Source organism: Delftia sp. NA_296.1, assembly GCF_052692095.1.
Genome location: NZ_JBQZGF010000002.1, coordinates 41,096 through 58,512 on the forward strand (window position 1 = coordinate 41,096; position 17,417 = coordinate 58,512).

The following is a 17,417-nucleotide window of genomic DNA, read 5'->3' on the forward strand; positions in this document are numbered from 1 at the left end:
CCGGTCCCGCACAGCGTGGGTAATACCCAAAGAAAACGGCGCCCGAAGGCGCCGTCTGGCAGGGTAGGAGAAGAGCCCGTCCTGGGCTCCCCGACCTTACGGGGTGGACAGCAGGCGGTCGCGCGCCTGGTTGTATTCGCGCTTGAGACGCTCGACCAGCTCGCCCGCACCCGTGACTTCGCGGATGGCGCCAATGCCCTGGCCGCAGCCCCAGATGTCCTTCCAGGCCTTCTTGGCATCGCCGCCGAAGTTCATCTTGCTGGGGTCCGACTCGGGCAGGTTGTCGGGGTCCAGGCCTGCCGCACGGATGGACGGCGCCAGGTAGTTGCCGTGCACGCCCGTGAACAGGTTGCTGTAGACGATGTCGTCGGAGGTGCCGTCCACGATGGCCTGCTTGTAGGCGTCGTGCGCACGCGCCTCATGCGTGGCAATGAAGGCCGAGCCGATATAGGCGAAGTCCGCTCCCATGGCCTGGGCCGCCAGGATGGCGCCGCCCGAGGCGATGGAGCCCGACAGCGCCACGGGGCCGTCGAACCATTCGCGGATTTCCTGGATCAGCGCGAACGGGCTCTTGACACCCGCATGGCCGCCGGCGCCCGCCGCCACGGCGATCAGGCCGTCGGCCCCCTTTTCGATGGCCTTGTGCGCGAACTTGTTGTTGATGATGTCGTGCAGCACCACGCCGCCCCAGCTGTGCACGGCCTGGTTCACGTCCTCGCGCGCACCCAGGCTGGTGATGACGATGGGCACCTTGTACTTGGCACACATCTGCATGTCGTGCTCGAGCCGGTCATTGCTCTTGTGCACGATCTGGTTGATGGCGAACGGCGCCGAGGGCCGGTCCGGATGGGCCTTGTCCCAGGCGGCCAGGGTCTCGGTGATCTCGGCCAGCCAGTCTTCGAGCTGCTCGGCCGGGCGCGCGTTGAGCGCGGGCATGGAGCCCACGATGCCGGCCTGGCACTGGGCGATCACGAGCTTGGGGTTGCTGATGATGAACAGCGGCGAGCCGATCACTGGCAGGGCCAGTTTCTTCAGCGCCGGGGGAAGCTTGGACATGCGTTGTCTCCGTTGGTTCTCGGTGTCTCTGTCTGCGTTGTGCCGTGCGCAAGCGCCGGGTCAGAAGGCGTCCATGGGCAGTGCCATCACGCTGGCGCCGCCGTGCACGATGGCATCGCGCAGGCCCGCCGCCTTGACGAGGATGTGCTCGGCATAAAAGCGTGCCGTCGCAATCTTCGCGCGCATGAAGGCCGCGTCCTGTCCCTTGTGCAACAGCTGCTCGGCCGCCAGCAGGGCGCGGCCCATCTGCCAGCCTGCGACGAGGTTGCCCGCCAGCATCAGGTAGGGAACGCTGCCGGCGTACACGGCATTGGGCTCGGCCTTGGCCTGGCCCGAGACGAAGTGCACCGCCTCCACGAAGGCCTGGCGCGCGGCGGCCAGCTGGCGGGCCACGGCCAGTGCCTCGGGCGTGCCGCTGGCGGCCAGCTCGGCCTCGGTCTTCTCGATCTGGCCCGCAATGGCCAGCGCGGTCTGGCCGCCATCGCGCGCCGTCTTGCGGCCCACCAGGTCATTGGCCTGGATGGCGGTTGTGCCTTCGTAGATGGTCAGGATCTTGGCGTCGCGGTAGTACTGGGCGGCGCCCGTCTCCTCGATGAAGCCCATGCCGCCGTGCACCTGCACGCCCAGGCTGGTGACTTCCAGGCTCATCTCGGTGCTGTAGCCCTTGACCAGGGGCACCATGAATTCATAGAAGGCCGCATTGGCCTCGCGCACCTGGGCGTCGGCATGGTGATGGGATGCGTCGTAGGCCGCGGCGGCCGTGGCCGCCATGGCGCGGCAGCCCTCGGTGTAGGCACGCATGGTCATGAGCATGCGGCGCACATCGGGGTGGTGGATGATGGTGGCGCTGGCCTTCACACTGCCGTCCACGGGGCGGCTTTGCACACGCTCGCGGGCATAGGCCACGGCGTGCTGGTAGGCGCGCTCGGCCACGGCAATGCCCTGCACGCCCACGGCGTAGCGGGCCGCGTTCATCATGATGAACATGTATTCGAGGCCGCGGTTTTCCTCGCCCACCAGGTAACCGATGGCGCCCCCGTTGTCGCCGTACTGCAGCACGGCCGTGGGCGAGGCCTTGATCCCCATCTTGTGCTCGATGCTCACGCAGTGCACATCGTTGCGTGCGCCCAGCGAGCCATCCTTGTTGACCAGGAACTTGGGCACCACGAACAGGCTGATGCCCTTGACGCCCTCGGGCGCCCCGGCCACGCGGGCCAGCACCAGATGGACGATGTTCTCGGCCATGTCGTGCTCGCCATAGGTGATGAAGATCTTGGTGCCGAAGACCTTGTAGCTGCCATCGGGCTGCGGATCGGCCTTGGTGCGCACCAGGGCCAGGTCGGAGCCGGCCTGGGGCTCGGTCAGGTTCATGGTGCCGGTCCACTCGCCGGTCACCAGCTTCTCGAGATAGGTGGCCTTGAGCTCATCGCTGCCTGCCGTGAGCAGGGCCTCGATGGCGCCGTCGGTCAGCAGCGGGCACAGCGCAAAGCTCAGGTTGGCGCTGTTGAGCATTTCGACGCAGGCCGCGCCAATCGTCTTGGGCAGGCCCTGGCCGCCAAAATCCTGCGGATGCTGCAGCCCCTGCCAGCCGCCTTCGGCGTACTGGCGAAAGGCCTGCCTGAAGCCCGCCGTGGTGGTGACCACGCCGTCCTTGAGGCTGGAAGGCGCCACGTCGCCCGGCAGGTTCAGAGGTGCCACCACGCCTTCGCACAGCTTGGCGCATTCCTCCAGCACGGCCTGGGCCGTCTCCAGGCCAGCCTCCTCGAAACCGGGCAACTGCGCCACCTGGTCGATCTGCGCCAGATGCTCCATGGCGAACAGCATGTCTTTGAGGGGAGCCGAGTAAGTCATTGTTGAACCTTCCTGAACAGAGCCTGGACCGCCGGCGCGCAGCGCGCGGCGACCTGGGACAGCGGGCACGCCGCCACGGCACTACTGCATTGCAGCGTTATTGCGTGACGCGGCCCGATGCGTTGACGATGGACAAATCCACGAATTTCGAGCCCGCCTGCGAGCCCGGACGATAGGTAACCCAGTAGCCGCCCAGATCGAAGGCGTCCAGGCCGCGCAGCGAAGCGGCCAGCTTGTCGCGCGTCAGCGGCTGGGTGCGGCGCATGGCCTCCACGATGACGCGGGCGTTCACATAGCCTTCCATCATGGCGTAGCTGACCGGCACGGTCAGCGACTTGCCTGCGGCGGTGGCCGCGTCCCTGAACTCCTTGTTCAGGCGCATGGTCACCTTGTAGGGACTGGGCACGACCTGGGCAATGGACAGGCCGCTCATGAACTCCACGGGCAGGCGCTTGGCCAGTTGCTCGATATCGGCTTCGGACGTCGCGTAGATCTGGGCCGTGCCACCCGCCATGCGGTACGCCTCGACAAAGGCCGAGGTCACGGGGCTGGAGGCCACCACCATCACGGCCTGCGCCGAAGGCTGGGCCTTTTGCAACTGGGACACGGCCTTGTCCATGGCGCCCTTGCCCGTGCTCAGCGAGGCGCTGACCACCAGCTTGGCCTTGGAAGGCGCAATCGCCTTGTCCACGAGTTCCGCCACGGCCTTGGCATCCGGGCGTTCGTCATGCAGCAGGGCCAGGCGCGTGATGCCCACGGTGGCCAGGTGCGAGGCGATCTTGGCCATTTCCTCGGGCAGGTTGGCGCGCGTGCTGAAGATCTGGGGATTGCTCAGCACCCGCGTGTCCGTGCTCTGGTAACCCACGAGGGAGATCTGGGACTGGTCGAGCAGCTTGCTGTCCAGCAGCGCCGCCATGTTGCGGTTGCCGAAGTAGCCGGCCAGCACCACGGGCTTGGACTCGTCCAGCAGCTTGCGGGTCTTGTCCACGGTTTCCTCGGGGTGGCCCACATCGTCCACGGTGACCAGTTGCACGGGCTGGCCCTGCACGCCGCCGGCCTTGTTGATCTGGTCGAAGTACAGGCGCATGCCCTGGGCATAGGCACGGCCCTGCGTCGCACCGGCTCCCGACATGGGTGCCACCTGCCCCACCACCCAGGCATTGGCCTCGGCGGCCAGCGCCATGGCGCCACAGACAAAGGCCACGGCCGTGCGGGCCAGGCGCAAGCGCATCATCTTCATTTCAATCTCCCTCTCGGTTCATGCCATCGCCAGCACCGGCTGGCGGCCAAGTCCGTTGTTGTAGTCGGTGGTGCGCGCCGTGACCAGCGGACCATCCCGGAATCCATGACGGAAAAAGAGGGGCCTATGCCCCTCATTTTTCAGCTTCAGCCGCTTACAGCGCCTGCACCAGTTCCGGCACGGCCTGGAACAGGTCGGCCTCCAGGCCGTAGTCGGCAACCGAGAAGATCGGTGCCTCAGGGTCCTTGTTGATCGCCACGATCACCTTGGAGTCCTTCATGCCGGCCAAATGCTGGATGGCGCCCGAGATGCCCAGGGCGATGTACAGCTGCGGCGCGACGATCTTGCCGGTCTGGCCGACCTGCAGGTCATTGGGCGCATAGCCCGCATCCACCGCTGCGCGCGAAGCGCCGATGGCGGCACCCAGCTTGTCGGCCAGGGGGGTGATGACTTCCTGGAACTTCTCGCTGCTGCCCAGCGCACGGCCACCGGAGACGATGATCTTGGCGGCCGTCAGTTCCGGGCGGTCGTTCTTGGTGACCTCGCGGCCCACGAAGCTGCTCTTGCCGTTGTCGCCAGCGGCTGCCAGCTGCTCCACCTGGGCGCTGCCGCCCGTGGTGGCCGCTGCGTCAAAGCCCGTGCCGCGCACGGTGATGACCTTGATCTTGTCGCTGCTTTGCACCGTGGCAATGGCGTTGCCGGCGTAGATGGGGCGCTCGAAGGTGTCGGCGCTGTCCACCTTGGTGATGTCGCTGATCTGGGCCACGTCCAGCTTGGCGGCCACGCGCGGCGCAGCGTTCTTGCCGCTGGCGGTGGCGGGGAACAGGATGTGGCTGTAGTTCGAAGCAATCGCCAGCACTTGCGCCGCAATGTTCTCGGCCAGGCCGTCCTTCAGGCTGGCGCCATCGGCGTGGATGACCTTGGCAACGCCGGCGATCTGGGCCGCGGCCTGCGCAGCGGCGCCGGCATTCTCGCCCGCCACCAGCACATGCACGTCGCCGCCGCAGGCCAGGGCCGCAGTGACGGTGTTGAGCGTGGCGCTCTTGATGGAAGCGTTGTCGTGTTCTGCAATAACGAGGGATGTCATGTCGCTGTCTTCCTTAGATCACTTTGGCTTCGTTCTTGAGCTTGCTGACCAGGGTCGCCACATCGGGCACCTTCACGCCAGCGCCACGCTTGGCGGGCTCGGCCACCTTGAGCGTCTTCAGGCGCGGGGCCACATCCACGCCCAGCTCTTCAGGCTTGACGGTGTCCAGCTGCTTTTTCTTGGCCTTCATGATGTTGGGCAGCGTGACGTAGCGCGGCTCGTTCAGGCGCAGGTCGGTGGTGATGACGGCCGGCAGGCTCAGGGCCAGGGTTTCCAGGCCGCCGTCCACTTCACGCGTGACATTCACCTTGTCGCCAGCGACTTCGACCTTGGAGGCGAAGGTGGCCTGGGGCAGGTCGGCCAGGGCCGCCAGCATCTGGCCGGTCTGGTTGGCATCGTCGTCGATGGCCTGCTTGCCCAGGATGATCAGGCCGGGCTGTTCCTTGTCCACCAGCGCCTTGAGCAGCTTGGCGACGGCCAGGGGCTGCAGCTCCTCGGTGGTCTCGACCAGGATGCCGCGGTCGGCACCGATGGCCATGGCCGTGCGCAGGGTTTCCTGGCACTGGGCCACGCCGCAGGAGACGGCGATGACTTCGGTGGCCACGCCCTTTTCCTTGAGGCGAACGGCTTCTTCGACGGCGATTTCGTCAAAGGGGTTCATGCTCATCTTGACGTTGGCGATGTCCACGCCCGTGCCGTCCGACTTCACGCGGACCTTCACGTTGTAGTCCACGACACGTTTGACGGGTACAAGGATTTTCATGAGAAAGCTCTTTCCTGGTTTTTGAAGTACGACTTACGCAAGAAGGAACAAGGCAAGCGGCTTGCCAGGGGGCGCAGCACGTTGTCGCATCCTGTTTGCGTAAGCCCTGTGAAGATGGGCGGTCAGCGGGCCAGGCCTGCCAACCGCTCGTTGATCAGTGCATGGGCCTGGTCCATGATGCCGGAGATCAACTGCTGGACCGTGGGCACGTCGTTGATCAGGCCGGCCACCATGCCACAGGACCAGACGCCTGCGTCCATGTCGCCGTCATGCATGATGCGCGGATAGACGCCGGCCACTTCGGGCGCGATGTCGGCGAAGGTGATGGCCGCGCCCAGCTCGCGCTCCTTTTGCAGCAGGCGCTCGGTGGCCGGGTTGGTCAGCACGCGCTCGGTGTTGCGCAGCGGGCGCATGACCAGGCGCGTGTCCAGCTCGCTGGCCGCGACGATGGCCTGCTTGACGTTGTCGTGCACGGGCGCTTCCTGCGTGGCGATGAAGCGCGTGCCCATGTTGATGCCCTCGGCGCCCAGCGCCAGCGCAGCCACCAGCGAGCGGCCGTCGGCCATGCCGCCCGAGGCGACAAAGGGAATCTTCAGTTCTTCGGCCGCGCGCGGCAGCAGGATGAAATTGGGGATGTCGTCCTCGCCCGGATGGCCGCCGCATTCGAAGCCGTCCACGCTGATGGCGTCGCAGCCGATGGCCTCGGCCTTGAGCGCATGGCGCACCGAGGTGCACTTGTGGATGACCTTGATGCCGGCTTCCTTGAGCGCGGGCAGCCATTTCTGCGGGTTGTTGCCCGCCGTCTCCACGACCTTGACGCCGCCTTCGATGATGGCCTTGACGTAGCCCGGGTAGTCGGGCGGGTTGACCGAGGGCAGGAAGGTCAGGTTGACGCCGAAGGGCTTGTCCGTCATCTCGCGGCAGCGCGCGATCTCGCGCGCCAGCAGCTCGGGCGTGCGCTGGGTCAGGCCCGTGATCAGCCCCAGGCCGCCCGCGTTGGAGACGGCGGCGGCCAGCTCGGCCAGGCCCACATGGTGCATGCCACCCTGGATGATGGGGTGCTCGATGCCAAAGAGTTCGGTGATGCGTGTCTTCATGTCGTTGTCACTCCACTGCAATGCCCTTGTCGCGGATCAGCTGGCCCCAGCGCGTGTAGTCCTGCTGGATGCGCTGGCCCAGCTGGGCGGGGTTCTGGTAGGCGGCGATGGCGCCTGCGTTGAGCAGCTTTTCCTGGATGTCCTTGTCGGCCAGGATCTGCTGAACTTCGCTGGCGATACGGTCGACCACGGCCTTGGGGCTACCCTTGGGCGCCAGCAGGCCGCCCCAGGAGACAGCGTCGTAGCCCTTGATGCCCTGCTCGGCAATGGTCTTGGTGTCGGGCAGCATGGCCACGCGCTGGGGTGATCCCACGGCGATGGCGCGCAGCTTGCCGGCCTGGATGTGGGGCAGTGCGGCCACGAGGTCGGCATACATGATGGGCACCTGGCCGCCGATGGTGTCGGTGATGGCGGGCACGCCGCCCTTGTAGGGCACGTGCTGCATGTCGAAGCCGGCCATCTGCTTGAGCAGCTCCATGCTCAGGTGGCCGAAGCTGCCTGCGCCCGAGCTGGTGTAGTTGAGCGCGACCTTCTGGGCCTTGGCGTGGGCGATCAGGCTCTTGAGGTCGGTGACATCGGGCAGCAGCGTGGGGTTGACCACGATGACGATGGGCAGGTCATAGACCGTGGCCACGGGCGTGAAGTCCTTGACGGTGTCGTAGCCGGCCTTCTTGTACAGGTGCGGCGCCAGCAGCGTGGGCGTGGCCAGCATCATCAGCGTGTAGCCGTCGGCCGGGCTCTTGGCAACCTGCACGGCCGCGATGGAGCCGGAGGCGCCAGGGCGGTTTTCCACCACCACGGTCTGCTTGAGGCGCTCGCCCAGCTTCTGGCCCACGATGCGCGATGCCGTGTCGGTGGGGCCGCCCGCCGGGAAGGGCACGACCAGCCGCAGCATCTTGCTGGGCCAGCCGGTCTCGGCCAGGGCGCCGCCGGCCATGCCGGCCAGCAGCGGGGCTGCGGCCAGGGCCAGAACGCTGCGCCGCGTGGGGCGTGCCGGGGATGCGGGATTGCGCGTGTACATGAAGTCTCCTCTCAAAGCTGTCTCAGCAGTCGTCGGTGGCGGCCCGCTGCCGCGGGCCGGAAAAATCAATCAAGCTTCGCGCCAGCCTCATCGACCAGCGCCTTCCAGATGGGCATGTCGCGCTGGTAGTTCTCGCGGAAGGCCTGCGGGCTGTTCATCAGCGGCATGAAGCCTGCGCCCACGGTGCGCTCCAGCACCTTGGGGTCCTTGGCGATTTCGCGCAGGTGGCCGTAGAGCTGGTCCACGATCTCCTTGGGCACGCCGGCCGGTGCGCCCATGGCCACCCAGCCGTAGATGGCGTAGGCGTCGTCGGTCACGCCCTGTTCATGGATGGTGGGCAGCTTGGGCAGGATTTCCATGCGCTCCTTGCCCGTGACGCCGATGGCCTTGAGCTTGCCCGAGTCGATGAAGGGCTTGGTGTTGAGCGCGCTGGAAAAGCACATCTGCAGCTGGCCGCCGATCAGCTCCTGGATCATGGGCGCCTCGCCCTTGTAGGCGGCGTGGGTCATGTCGGCGTCCATGGTCTTGCTCATGTAGGCACCGGCCAGGTGGGCATACGAGCCCACGCCCCAGGAGCCGTACGAGAGCTTGCCCTTGTTGGCCTTCACGTAGGCCAGCAGCTCCTTCATGTTGTTGGCCGGCACCGAGGGATGGACCACCAGGGTGACGGGCGCCGCCGCGATCTGGGTGATCAGGGCGATGTCCTTTTGCGGGTTGTAGGGCAGCTTGGTGTAGAGGAACTGGTTGATCAGCATGGAGGTGCTGAGCGAGACCAGCAGGGTGTGGCCGTCGGCGGGCGCCTTGACCACGGCGTCCGTGCCCAGGATGCCGGCCGCACCCGCGCGGTTGTCGATGACCACGGGCTGGCCCACGCGCTTGGCCAGGGCCTCGCCGATGGTGCGCGCAATGATGTCGGTGGCGCCGCCCGCGTTGAAGGGCACGACCACGCGGATGGGCTTGGTGGGCCACGCTGCCGGCTTGCCGGCCTGTGCGAGGGCGCTGGTGGCGCCCGTGGCCAGCAGGCTGGTGCCGCCGATGGCGGCCAGCCCTTGAAGAATGTCGCGGCGTGTGACTTGGTTGCTCATGGTTTTGTCTCCTGGGTATTGCTGTCTATGGGTGCCGTCTTGGTGCGGCATGCAAACCTGGCGGGTCGGGAGCCGGGCATCAATGGCCCCCGTGGAATCAGTCGCGTGATCGGTCCTCTTATCCCTGTTGCGCGGGGGTCTCGGGCAGGGTCAGCACGCCCTTGGACTGCAGCTGCTGCAGCTGCTCGTCGCTCATGCTCAGCAGCCGGTGCAGCACCTCGCGCGTGCCCTCGCCCAGCGTGGGCGGTGCATGGCGGATGGGCAGGCGCTGGCCGTCCAGGCGGTAGGGGGGCGCGAACACGGGCGTGGTGCCGACCACGGGGTGGGGCATGTCCTGCAGCAGGCCGCCACGGCGCGTGCGCTCGCTGGTCAGGGCCTCGTGCAGGCCGGCCACGCGGCCGCAGGGGATGCCGGCGGCCGTCAGGCGCTCCAGCAGCAGATCGCGCGGGAAGGAGCGGATCAGTTCCTTGAGCATGGGGCCCAGTTCCAGGCGGTTCTTGGCGCGGTTGACGTTGGTGGAGAAACGCTCGTCCTCGACGATGTCGGGGCGCATCACCACCTGGCGGCAGAACTTGTCGAACTGGGCGTTGTTGCCCACGGCGATGATCAGCGGGCCGTCAGCGGCCTCGTACATGCCGTAGGGAACGATGGAGGGGTGGGCATTGCCGTAGCGCTCGGGGTCGTGGCCGAGCTGCATGGCGTCCAGGCCGTAGTAGCCGGTGATCATGATGCCGCTGTCGTACAGCGCCATCTCGATGAGGCGGCCCTTGCCCGTGCGCTCGCGGCGGAACAGCGCGGCCAGGATGGCCTGGGCCGCGTACATGCCGGTCATGAGATCGACCACGGCCACGCCGAACTTGAGCGGCGGCGTGCCGGCCTCGCCGTTGAGCGCCATGAGGCCGGCCTCGCCCTGGATGACCAGGTCGTAGCCGGGGCGCTTGGCCTCGGGGCCGCTGCTGTCATAGCCGGCCACGGCGCAGTAGATGATGCCGGGCTTGATGGCCTTGAGCTGTTCGTAGCCCAGGCCCAGCTTCTCGGCGCCGCCGGTCTTGAAGTTGTGGATGACCACGTCGAACTGGGGCAGCAGGTCGTGGACGATCTTCACGCCCTCGGGGGTCTGCAGGTCCAGCGTGATGGACCGCTTGTTGCGGTTCATGCTGTTGTAGTAGGTGGTCTCGGTCTTGCCGATGCGCAGGCCCCAGTCGCGCGTGTCGTCGCCGCGGCCCGGGTGCTCGACCTTGACCACTTCGGCGCCGAAGTCGGCCAGCACCATGCCGCACAGCGGCCCCGCGAACACGCGCGAGAGGTCGAGCACGCGCACACCCTCCAGCGGGAAGTCGATGTCCTGGTTCTGATCGTTGTGGCTGTCGGCCATGTGCGTTGTCTCCTTGGAAAGTCTTTTAGGTCTTGAGCGGTTTCAGCCGCGCAGCTTGGTGAAGTCGGCAGCGCGCTTTTCGAGGAAGGCGCCAATGCCTTCGCGCGATTCCTCGCTCTCCTGCGAGCGCACCATGTACTGCGCCTCCAGCTCCAGCTGCTCTTCCAGCGTGTTGCGCGGCGCCTGGCGGCACAGGTCCTTGATCAGGGCCATGGCCTGATCGGGGCCGGTGGCCACCTGGGCGGCCAGCGCCACGGCGTCGGCCTGGGCCTGGCCCGGTTCGGACAGGCGGTTGACGGGGCCCAGGGCATGCAGGCGCTCGCCGCTGATGCGCTCGCCGGTCAGGCACAGCTCGGTCAGCACCTGGCGCGAGACGAATTCGGCCAGGAAGGCGGTGGCGCCGCCATCGGGCGTGAGGCCGACCTTAACGTAGGCGACCGAGAACACGGCGTTCTTCGCCGCCACCAGCATGTCGCAGGCCAGGGCCAGCGACAGGCCCGCGCCGGCCGCCGCGCCTTCGACCGCGGCGATCACGGGCTTGGGAAAGTCGCGCACGCTGCGGATCAGGTCATGCAGGCCTTCGAGCTTGGCGCGTCGCTCCTGCACCGGCAGCTCGCGGCGCTTGGCCAGCTGGCGCAGGTCGCCGCCCGCGCAGAAGTGGCCGCCCTCGCCCGTGAGCACCACGGCGCCCACGGTGGGGTCGGTCGCCGCGCTCTTGAGCGCCGCCGAGACGGCCGCGTAGAACTCGGGCGACAGCGCATTGCGCGCGGCCACGTTGTTGTTGGACAGCACCAGCACGGCGCCTTCGCGGCGGGTCAGCAGGACTTGGTTCGCTTCGGTCATGGCGGCTTTCCTTGGCTCAGTGTTGCGAGCCGAGTGCGATGTAACGCGACAGATGGTGGTCCTCGTCGCCGAACTGGTGGTCGATCATGACCAGGCGCTTGGCGTAGTGGGCCAGGGGCAGCTCCCAGGTCATGCCGATGCCGCCATGCATCTGGATGCTTTCCTCGGCCACCAGGGTGCCGATGCGGCCGATGCTGTACTTGGCGGCCGACAGGGCCTTCTCGCGCGCCACGCGGTCTTCGTCCGCAATGGCGGCGGCCGCGTTGATCACGGCCGAGCGCGCCTGCTCCACTTCCAGCAGCAGGTCGGCCATGCGGTGCTGCAGGGCCTGGAAGCTGCCGATGGGCACGCCGAACTGCTTGCGCGTGCGCAGGTACTCCAGCGTCTGGTCCTTGGCCACGTCCATGGCACCCACGGCCTCGGCGGTCAGCGCCAGCACGGCGTAGCCGCTGACACGTTCCAGCAGGGGCAGGCCCCGGCCTTCTTCGCCCAGCAGGGCGTCTGCGCCGACCTGCACCTTGTCCAGCAGCAGCTCGGCCGCGCGGCCGCCTTCGATGCGGTTGTAGCCGCGTTTTTGGATGCCTGCGGCATTGCCGGGGACCAGGAACAGGCTGATGCCGGCCTCGTCGTACTGGCTGCCCGAGGTGCGGGCCGAGACCAGCAGCAGGTCGGCCTTCTCGCCGAAGGCGACCACGCCCTTGGCGCCGTTCAGCACCCAGCCGTCGCCGCTGCGCACGGCCGTGGTGGCGACGTTGTTGAGCTCGTAGTGGCTGCCGGGCTCGTCATGGGCCAGGGCCGCAATGGACGTGCCGTCGATGATGGCTGCCAGCTGTTCCTTTTGCGCATCGCTGCCAGCCGCGATCAGGGCCTGGCCCACGACCAGGGCGCCCAGCAGCGGCTCGGCCACCAGGCCGCGGCCCAGGCATTCGAAGACCACGCTGATGTCGAAGCCCTGGCCGCCGAAGCCGCCAGCGTCCTCGGGGAACAGCGCGCCGATGGCGCCGATGTCCGCGAACTGCCCGTACAGCAGCGGACTGTGGCCTTCCTCGCCATAGGCGACGTGGTTGCGCGCCTCGATGGCGTACTGCTCGGAGACGAAGCGGTTGAGGCTGTCCGCCAGCATGCGGCGGTCTTCGGTGTGTTCGAAGTTCATGTTCCGTTTTCCTTGCTGCCGATCACAGGCCCAAGATCATCTTGGAGATGATGTTCTTCTGGATTTCGTTGGAGCCGCCGAAGATCGACAGCTTGCGGTAGTTGAAGTACGCGGCGGCGGCCGTGGCGGCAGCCGCGTCGCCGATGGCGGGCTGGTCGTAGCCGGCCTGCAGGGCCTCTTCGATGAAGGGCGCGGCGTACGGCCCCATGGCGCGGCGCACCAGGGACAGGATTTCCTGGCGGATCTCGGTGCCGCGGATCTTGAGCATGGAGCTTTCGGCGCCCGGCACGCCGCCGCCGGCCACGGCGGCGATCACGCGCAGGTTGGTGGTCTTCATGTTCTCCAGGTCGATCTCGACCTTGGCCAGGCGGGCCGCGAACAGCGGGTCCTGCGTCAGCGGCTTGCCGTTGCGCAGCATGCGGCCGGCGACGGCCTTGAGCTTTTCCAGGCCGGCCACCGAGAAGCCCACGCCCGCGATGTTGGTGCGCTCGTAGGTCAGCAGGTACTTGGCGTAGGTCCAGCCCTTGTTCTCCTCGCCGACCAGGTTCTCCACGGGCACCCTGACGTCGGTGAAGAAGACTTCGTTGACCTCGTGCTCGCCGTCCAGCGTGATGATGGGGCGCACCTCCACGCCGGGCGAGTTCATGTCCACCAGCAGGAAGCTGATGCCCTGCTGCGCCTTGGCTTCGCGGTTGGTGCGCACCAGGCAGAAGATCATGTTGGCGTGCTGGCCCAGCGTGGTCCAGGTCTTCTGGCCGTTGACGATGTAGTGATCTCCATCGCGCACGGCAGACGTCTTGACCGAGGCCAGGTCCGAGCCCGAACCCGGCTCCGAATAGCCCTGGCACCACCAGTCGGCGCCATTGAGGATGCGCGGCAGCCAGTGGGCCTTCTGCGCCTCGTTGCCGTACTTGATCAGGACGGGGCCCAGCATGCTCAGCCCGAAGGGCACGATGCGCGGCGTGCCCGCCAGTGCGCATTCATGCTCGAAGATGAATTTCTGCACCGCGCTCCAGCCCGGGCCGCCGTGCTGCTCGGGCCAGTGGTTGGCCAGCCAGCCGCGCTCGTTGAGGATGGCGTGCCAGCGCTCCATGTCCTGCTTGCTCAGCTGCAGGCCGTTCTTGACCTTGTGCGACAGGTCCTCGGGCAGCTTGTCCTTGAGGAAGCCGCGAACCTCGTCGCGGAAGGCCAGTTCTTCAGTCGTAAATTGCAAATCCATTGCTATTCCCCAGTAATCCGTGGCGTTGTAAGCCGTTTGCAGCCCTGAAATTGGCGTGCCCTAAGCGAGGGACGCCGAGCAAGGGCCGCCCCGCAGCAAGGGCGTCGTTCCCCTCCCGCGAAGCGAGAGAGGGGGAAGCGGCGCCAGCCGCTCAGGGGGTGCTTATTCAATAAATTTCGAACAGGCCTGCGGCGCCCATGCCACCTGCGATGCACATGGTGACCACGCCCCACTTGGCCTTGCGGCGCCGGCCTTCCAGCAGGATGTGGCCGGCCAGGCGCGCACCCGTCATGCCGAAGGGGTGGCCGATGGAGATGGCGCCGCCGTTGACGTTCAGGCGCTCGTTGGGAATGCCCAGCTTGCGCTGGCAGTACAGGGCCTGGGAGGCGAAGGCCTCGTTGAGTTCCCACAGGTCGATGTCCTCGACCTTGAGGCCGTGGCGCGCCAGCAGCTTGGGGACCGCGAAGACGGGGCCGATGCCCATTTCGTCAGGCTCGCAGCCGGCCACGGCAAAGCCGCGGAAGGCGCCCAGCGGGGACAGGCCCAGGCGCTCGGCCTGCTTGGCTTCCATCAGCACGCAGGCCGACGATCCATCGGACAGCTGCGAGGCATTGCCAGCCGTGATGAACTGGTCCGGGCCCTTGACGGGTTCCAGCTTGGCCAGGCCTTCCAACGTGGTGGAGGCGCGGTTGCAGTTGTCCTTGGTGGCGACCACGTCGCGGTAGGTGATCTCGCCCGTGTCCTTGTTCTTCTCGGCCATGCGCGTGGCGCAGGCAATGATTTCGTCCTTGAACAGGTCGGCGGCCTGGGCGGCGGCCGTGCGCTGCTGGCTTTGCAGCGAGAAGGCGTCCTGGTCCTCGCGGCTGATGCCGTAGCGGCGCGCCACGATGTCGGCCGTGTCGATCATGGCCATGTACAGCGCGGGCTTGTGCTCGACCAGCCAGGGGTCCATGTCGGTGGGCAGGTTGTTGCCGGGGCGGATGCCCGAGATGGTCTCGATGCCGCCGGCCAGCATGGCGTCCACGCCCTCGGCCACGATGCGGCCCGCCGCGATGGCGATGGACTGCAGGCCCGAGGCGCAAAAGCGCGTGATGGTCGTGCCCGCGATGGACAGGGGCAGCTCGGCGCGCAGCACGGTCTGGCGGCCCAGGTTGCGGCCCTGGAAGCCGTCGGGGTTGCCGCAGCCCAGGATCAGGTCCTCGATCATGGCCGGGTCGATGCCCGAGCGCTCGACCGCGGCCTTGACCGAGAAGGCCGCCAGCTGGGCGGCGGGCGTGACGTTGAACTCGCCGCGGTGCGACTTGGTCAGGGGCGTGCGGGCAGTGGAAACGATGACGGCTTCGCGCATGGTCGGTCCTTGCTTGTCTCTGGAAAATTGTTGTGGTTGTGCACGGCCCTGCCCGCTCTGCGTTGGACGGAGCGGGTCAAGGGCATGGCGGGGAAACGCGGGGGCGGCTTACGCTGCCTTGTTCAAGCTTTCGAAATCGCGGCCTTCTGCCACGAGCTTTTCGAGCAGGGGAGCGGGCTTCCAGAACAGCGCGTCTTCCTTGGCGAATTCGCGGATGTCGGCCAGCACCTTGTCCAGACCTTGCATGTCAGCCCACTTCATGGGGCCGCCACGAAAGCGCGGGAAGCCGTAGCCGGACAGGAAGGTCACGTCCACGTCCAGCGGGCGCAGGGCAATGCCCTCCTCCACCACCTTGGCGCCTTCGTTGACCATGGCGGCCATGTAGCGGCGCATGATTTCCTCAGGGGTGAACTTGCGCGGCGTCACGCCCTTCTTGGCGCGCTCGGCATCGACGATGGCCAGCACTTCGGGGTCGGGCTGGCCGACGCGCGCGCCCTGCGGGTAGAGGTAGAAGCCACGGCCCGTCTTCTGGCCGAACCAGCCGCGCTCGCAGACGCGGTCGGCCACTTCGACGTAGCGGGCCTTGGGATCGCGCGTGGCAGCGCGGCGCTTGCGCGTGGCCCAGCCGATGTCGCCGCCGGCCAGGTCGGTGACCTGGAACGGGCCCATCGGGTAGCCGAAGCCGCGCACGGCCTCGTCGATCTCGTAGGGGCTGGCGCCGTCTTCCATGATGTAGTCGGCAGCCTGCTTGTAGACGGCCAGGATGCGGTTGCCGATGAAGCCGTCGCAGACGCCGGCGCGCACAGGCACCTTCTTCATGCGCTTGGCCAGCTCGAAGGCCGTGGTCACCACGTCGGGCGCCACCTTGGCGGGCACCACGATCTCCAGCAGCTTCATGATGTTGGCGGGGCTGAAGAAGTGCAGGCCGATCACGTCCTGCGGGCGCGAGGTGGCGGCGGCAATGGCGTCGATGTCCAGGTAGGAGGTGTTGGTGGCCAGCACGGCGCCCGGCTTGCAGACGCGGTCCAGTTCCTTGAACACGGCCTTCTTGACTTCGAGGTCCTCGAACACTGCCTCGATCACCAGGTCCACATCCTTGATGTCGTCATAGGAGGTGCTGGGCGTGTAGCGCGCCATGACGGCGGCCTTGGCCTCCTCGGTCATGCGGCCCTTGGCGATCAGGCCGTTGTAGACCTTCTCCACATTGGCCTGGCCGCGCGCGATGGAGTCGGCGTCGCGCTCGATCATGGTCACCGTGAGGCCCGCGTCCAGCGCGGACACCGTGATGCCGGCGCCCATGGTGCCGCCGCCGATGACGGCGATCTTGGCAAAGTGGCGCGGCGCGGCAGCCTTGGCTTCGGGAATCTTGGCGGTTTCGCGCTCGGCGAAGAAGGCGTGGATCAGGCCTGCGCGCTGCGGGCTGTTCAGGCATTCCACGAACAGGGCACGCTCCTTGGCGATGCCTTCGTCGAAGGGGAGCTCCACGGCGGCGCGCACGCATTCCACGATCTTCAGCGGCGAGAACAGGCCGCGGCTCTTCTTGGCGGTGTCGGCGGCCAGCGCGTCGAGTTCGGCCAGGGCGGCAGCCTTGTCGGCGATTTCAATGTCACGCGTGCGGCGCGGCGCGGTATTGGTTGCCAGCAGCTCGTTGGCATAGGCAAGGCCGGCGGCCGTGGCGTCGGTGCCGTCCACCAGCTTGTCCACCAGGCCGGCAGCGAGCGCGGCCTTGGCCGACAGGTGCTTGCCGCTGAGCATGAGGTCGGCGGCCGCCTTCACGCCCATCAGGCGCGGTGCGCGCTGCGTGCCGCCAGCGCCGGGCAGCAGGCCCAGGTTGACTTCGGGCAGGCCGAGCTTGGCAGCCGGCAAAGCCAGGCGGTAGTGGGCCGACATGGCCACTTCCAGGCCGCCGCCCAGGGCCGGGCCATGGATGGCGGCGACCACGATCTTGTCGGAGGCTTCGAGACGATTGAGCACCTCGGGCAGCGAGGGCGGCATGGCGGGCTTGCCGAATTCGCGGATGTCTGCTCCGGCGATGAAGGCCTTGCCCTCACCCACGATGAGCACGGCCTTCACGGCGGCATCCGATTCGGCCTGCTCCACGGCAGCCAGCAGGCCGGCGCGCACGGCCTGGCCCAGGGCATTCACGGGGGGGTTGTTGATGCTGACCACCAGCACGGCACCATCAAGGCGGGTCTGGACCACGGAAGCCTGGGCTTGTTCGCTCATCTGTATGTCTCCGAACTTGGGTTTTCCACTCAAAACATCCATTCTTGCCACGA

The 17,417-nt window shown here is 67.2% G+C and carries 14 protein-coding genes; all 14 read right to left on the reverse strand.

Going from position 1 to position 17,417, the window contains the following annotated elements:
• Positions 1 to 96: 96 nt before the first annotated feature.
• The gene (locus ACUTR7_RS04685; protein WP_012204314.1) at positions 97 to 1,056 is read right to left on the reverse strand and encodes an NAD(P)H-dependent flavin oxidoreductase; all 960 of its coding nucleotides are present in this window, start codon (positions 1,054 to 1,056) and stop codon (positions 97 to 99) included.
• A 60-nt stretch (positions 1,057 to 1,116) separates the two neighbouring features.
• Positions 1,117 to 2,907 (reverse strand): acyl-CoA dehydrogenase, encoded by a 1,791-nt coding sequence (locus ACUTR7_RS04690; protein WP_445608258.1) that lies wholly within the window; start codon positions 2,905 to 2,907, stop codon positions 1,117 to 1,119.
• Between the two features lie 97 nt (positions 2,908 to 3,004).
• Positions 3,005 to 4,147, reverse strand: coding sequence for an ABC transporter substrate-binding protein (locus ACUTR7_RS04695; RefSeq protein WP_013803458.1), 1,143 nt, complete (start codon positions 4,145 to 4,147; stop codon positions 3,005 to 3,007).
• 154 nt (positions 4,148 to 4,301) lie between these two features.
• Positions 4,302 to 5,234, reverse strand: coding sequence for an electron transfer flavoprotein subunit alpha/FixB family protein (locus ACUTR7_RS04700; protein ID WP_199135303.1), 933 nt, complete (start codon positions 5,232 to 5,234; stop codon positions 4,302 to 4,304).
• Positions 5,235 to 5,247: 13 nt separating this feature from the next.
• On the reverse strand, positions 5,248 to 5,997 hold the full coding sequence (locus ACUTR7_RS04705; protein ID WP_012203332.1) for an electron transfer flavoprotein subunit beta/FixA family protein: 750 nt from the start codon (positions 5,995 to 5,997) through the stop codon (positions 5,248 to 5,250).
• A 122-nt stretch (positions 5,998 to 6,119) separates the two neighbouring features.
• Positions 6,120 to 7,094: an NAD(P)H-dependent flavin oxidoreductase gene (locus ACUTR7_RS04710; protein ID WP_012203331.1), complete on the reverse strand. Its 975-nt coding sequence runs from the start codon at positions 7,092 to 7,094 to the stop codon at positions 6,120 to 6,122.
• Positions 7,095 to 7,101: 7 nt separating this feature from the next.
• A complete protein-coding gene (locus ACUTR7_RS04715) occupies positions 7,102 to 8,115 on the reverse strand; it encodes a Bug family tripartite tricarboxylate transporter substrate binding protein (RefSeq protein WP_043819980.1) in 1,014 nt (337 codons plus the stop codon).
• 65 nt (positions 8,116 to 8,180) lie between these two features.
• Positions 8,181 to 9,200: a Bug family tripartite tricarboxylate transporter substrate binding protein gene (locus tag ACUTR7_RS04720; RefSeq protein ID WP_445608259.1), complete on the reverse strand. Its 1,020-nt coding sequence runs from the start codon at positions 9,198 to 9,200 to the stop codon at positions 8,181 to 8,183.
• Positions 9,201 to 9,318: 118 nt separating this feature from the next.
• Positions 9,319 to 10,575 carry a CaiB/BaiF CoA transferase family protein gene (locus ACUTR7_RS04725; RefSeq protein ID WP_034390422.1) on the reverse strand — a complete coding sequence of 419 codons (1,257 nt, stop codon included), beginning with the start codon at positions 10,573 to 10,575 and terminating at the stop codon, positions 9,319 to 9,321.
• A gap of 42 nt (positions 10,576 to 10,617) precedes the next feature.
• On the reverse strand, positions 10,618 to 11,418 hold the full coding sequence (locus tag ACUTR7_RS04730) for an oxepin-CoA hydrolase, alternative type (RefSeq protein ID WP_013804147.1): 801 nt from the start codon (positions 11,416 to 11,418) through the stop codon (positions 10,618 to 10,620).
• Between the two features lie 16 nt (positions 11,419 to 11,434).
• A complete protein-coding gene (locus ACUTR7_RS04735; RefSeq protein WP_445608260.1) occupies positions 11,435 to 12,571 on the reverse strand; it encodes an acyl-CoA dehydrogenase family protein in 1,137 nt (378 codons plus the stop codon).
• A gap of 22 nt (positions 12,572 to 12,593) precedes the next feature.
• Positions 12,594 to 13,790, reverse strand: a complete 1,197-nt coding sequence (locus ACUTR7_RS04740) for an acyl-CoA dehydrogenase family protein (RefSeq protein WP_013804149.1) — start codon at positions 13,788 to 13,790, stop codon at positions 12,594 to 12,596.
• Positions 13,791 to 13,956: 166 nt separating this feature from the next.
• Positions 13,957 to 15,138, reverse strand: a complete 1,182-nt coding sequence (locus tag ACUTR7_RS04745; RefSeq protein ID WP_043819975.1) for an acetyl-CoA C-acyltransferase — start codon at positions 15,136 to 15,138, stop codon at positions 13,957 to 13,959.
• 108 nt (positions 15,139 to 15,246) lie between these two features.
• Positions 15,247 to 17,364 (reverse strand): 3-hydroxyacyl-CoA dehydrogenase NAD-binding domain-containing protein, encoded by a 2,118-nt coding sequence (locus tag ACUTR7_RS04750; protein ID WP_269197466.1) that lies wholly within the window; start codon positions 17,362 to 17,364, stop codon positions 15,247 to 15,249.
• Between the last annotated feature and the right edge of the window lie 53 nt (positions 17,365 to 17,417).

Coding starts and splice junctions, on each gene's coding strand:
- ACUTR7_RS04685 (WP_012204314.1), bottom strand. CDS start 1,056: ATGTCCAAGCTTCCCCCGGCGCTGAAGAAACTGGCCCTGCCAGTGATC.
- ACUTR7_RS04690 (WP_445608258.1), bottom strand. CDS start 2,907: ATGACTTACTCGGCTCCCCTCAAAGACATGCTGTTCGCCATGGAGCAT.
- ACUTR7_RS04695 (WP_013803458.1), bottom strand. CDS start 4,147: ATGAAGATGATGCGCTTGCGCCTGGCCCGCACGGCCGTGGCCTTTGTC.
- ACUTR7_RS04700 (WP_199135303.1), bottom strand. CDS start 5,234: ATGACATCCCTCGTTATTGCAGAACACGACAACGCTTCCATCAAGAGC.
- ACUTR7_RS04705 (WP_012203332.1), bottom strand. CDS start 5,997: ATGAAAATCCTTGTACCCGTCAAACGTGTCGTGGACTACAACGTGAAG.
- ACUTR7_RS04710 (WP_012203331.1), bottom strand. CDS start 7,094: ATGAAGACACGCATCACCGAACTCTTTGGCATCGAGCACCCCATCATC.
- ACUTR7_RS04715 (WP_043819980.1), bottom strand. CDS start 8,115: ATGTACACGCGCAATCCCGCATCCCCGGCACGCCCCACGCGGCGCAGC.
- ACUTR7_RS04720 (WP_445608259.1), bottom strand. CDS start 9,200: ATGAGCAACCAAGTCACACGCCGCGACATTCTTCAAGGGCTGGCCGCC.
- ACUTR7_RS04725 (WP_034390422.1), bottom strand. CDS start 10,575: ATGGCCGACAGCCACAACGATCAGAACCAGGACATCGACTTCCCGCTG.
- ACUTR7_RS04730 (WP_013804147.1), bottom strand. CDS start 11,418: ATGACCGAAGCGAACCAAGTCCTGCTGACCCGCCGCGAAGGCGCCGTG.
- ACUTR7_RS04735 (WP_445608260.1), bottom strand. CDS start 12,571: ATGAACTTCGAACACACCGAAGACCGCCGCATGCTGGCGGACAGCCTC.
- ACUTR7_RS04740 (WP_013804149.1), bottom strand. CDS start 13,790: ATGGATTTGCAATTTACGACTGAAGAACTGGCCTTCCGCGACGAGGTT.
- ACUTR7_RS04745 (WP_043819975.1), bottom strand. CDS start 15,138: ATGCGCGAAGCCGTCATCGTTTCCACTGCCCGCACGCCCCTGACCAAG.
- ACUTR7_RS04750 (WP_269197466.1), bottom strand. CDS start 17,364: ATGAGCGAACAAGCCCAGGCTTCCGTGGTCCAGACCCGCCTTGATGGT.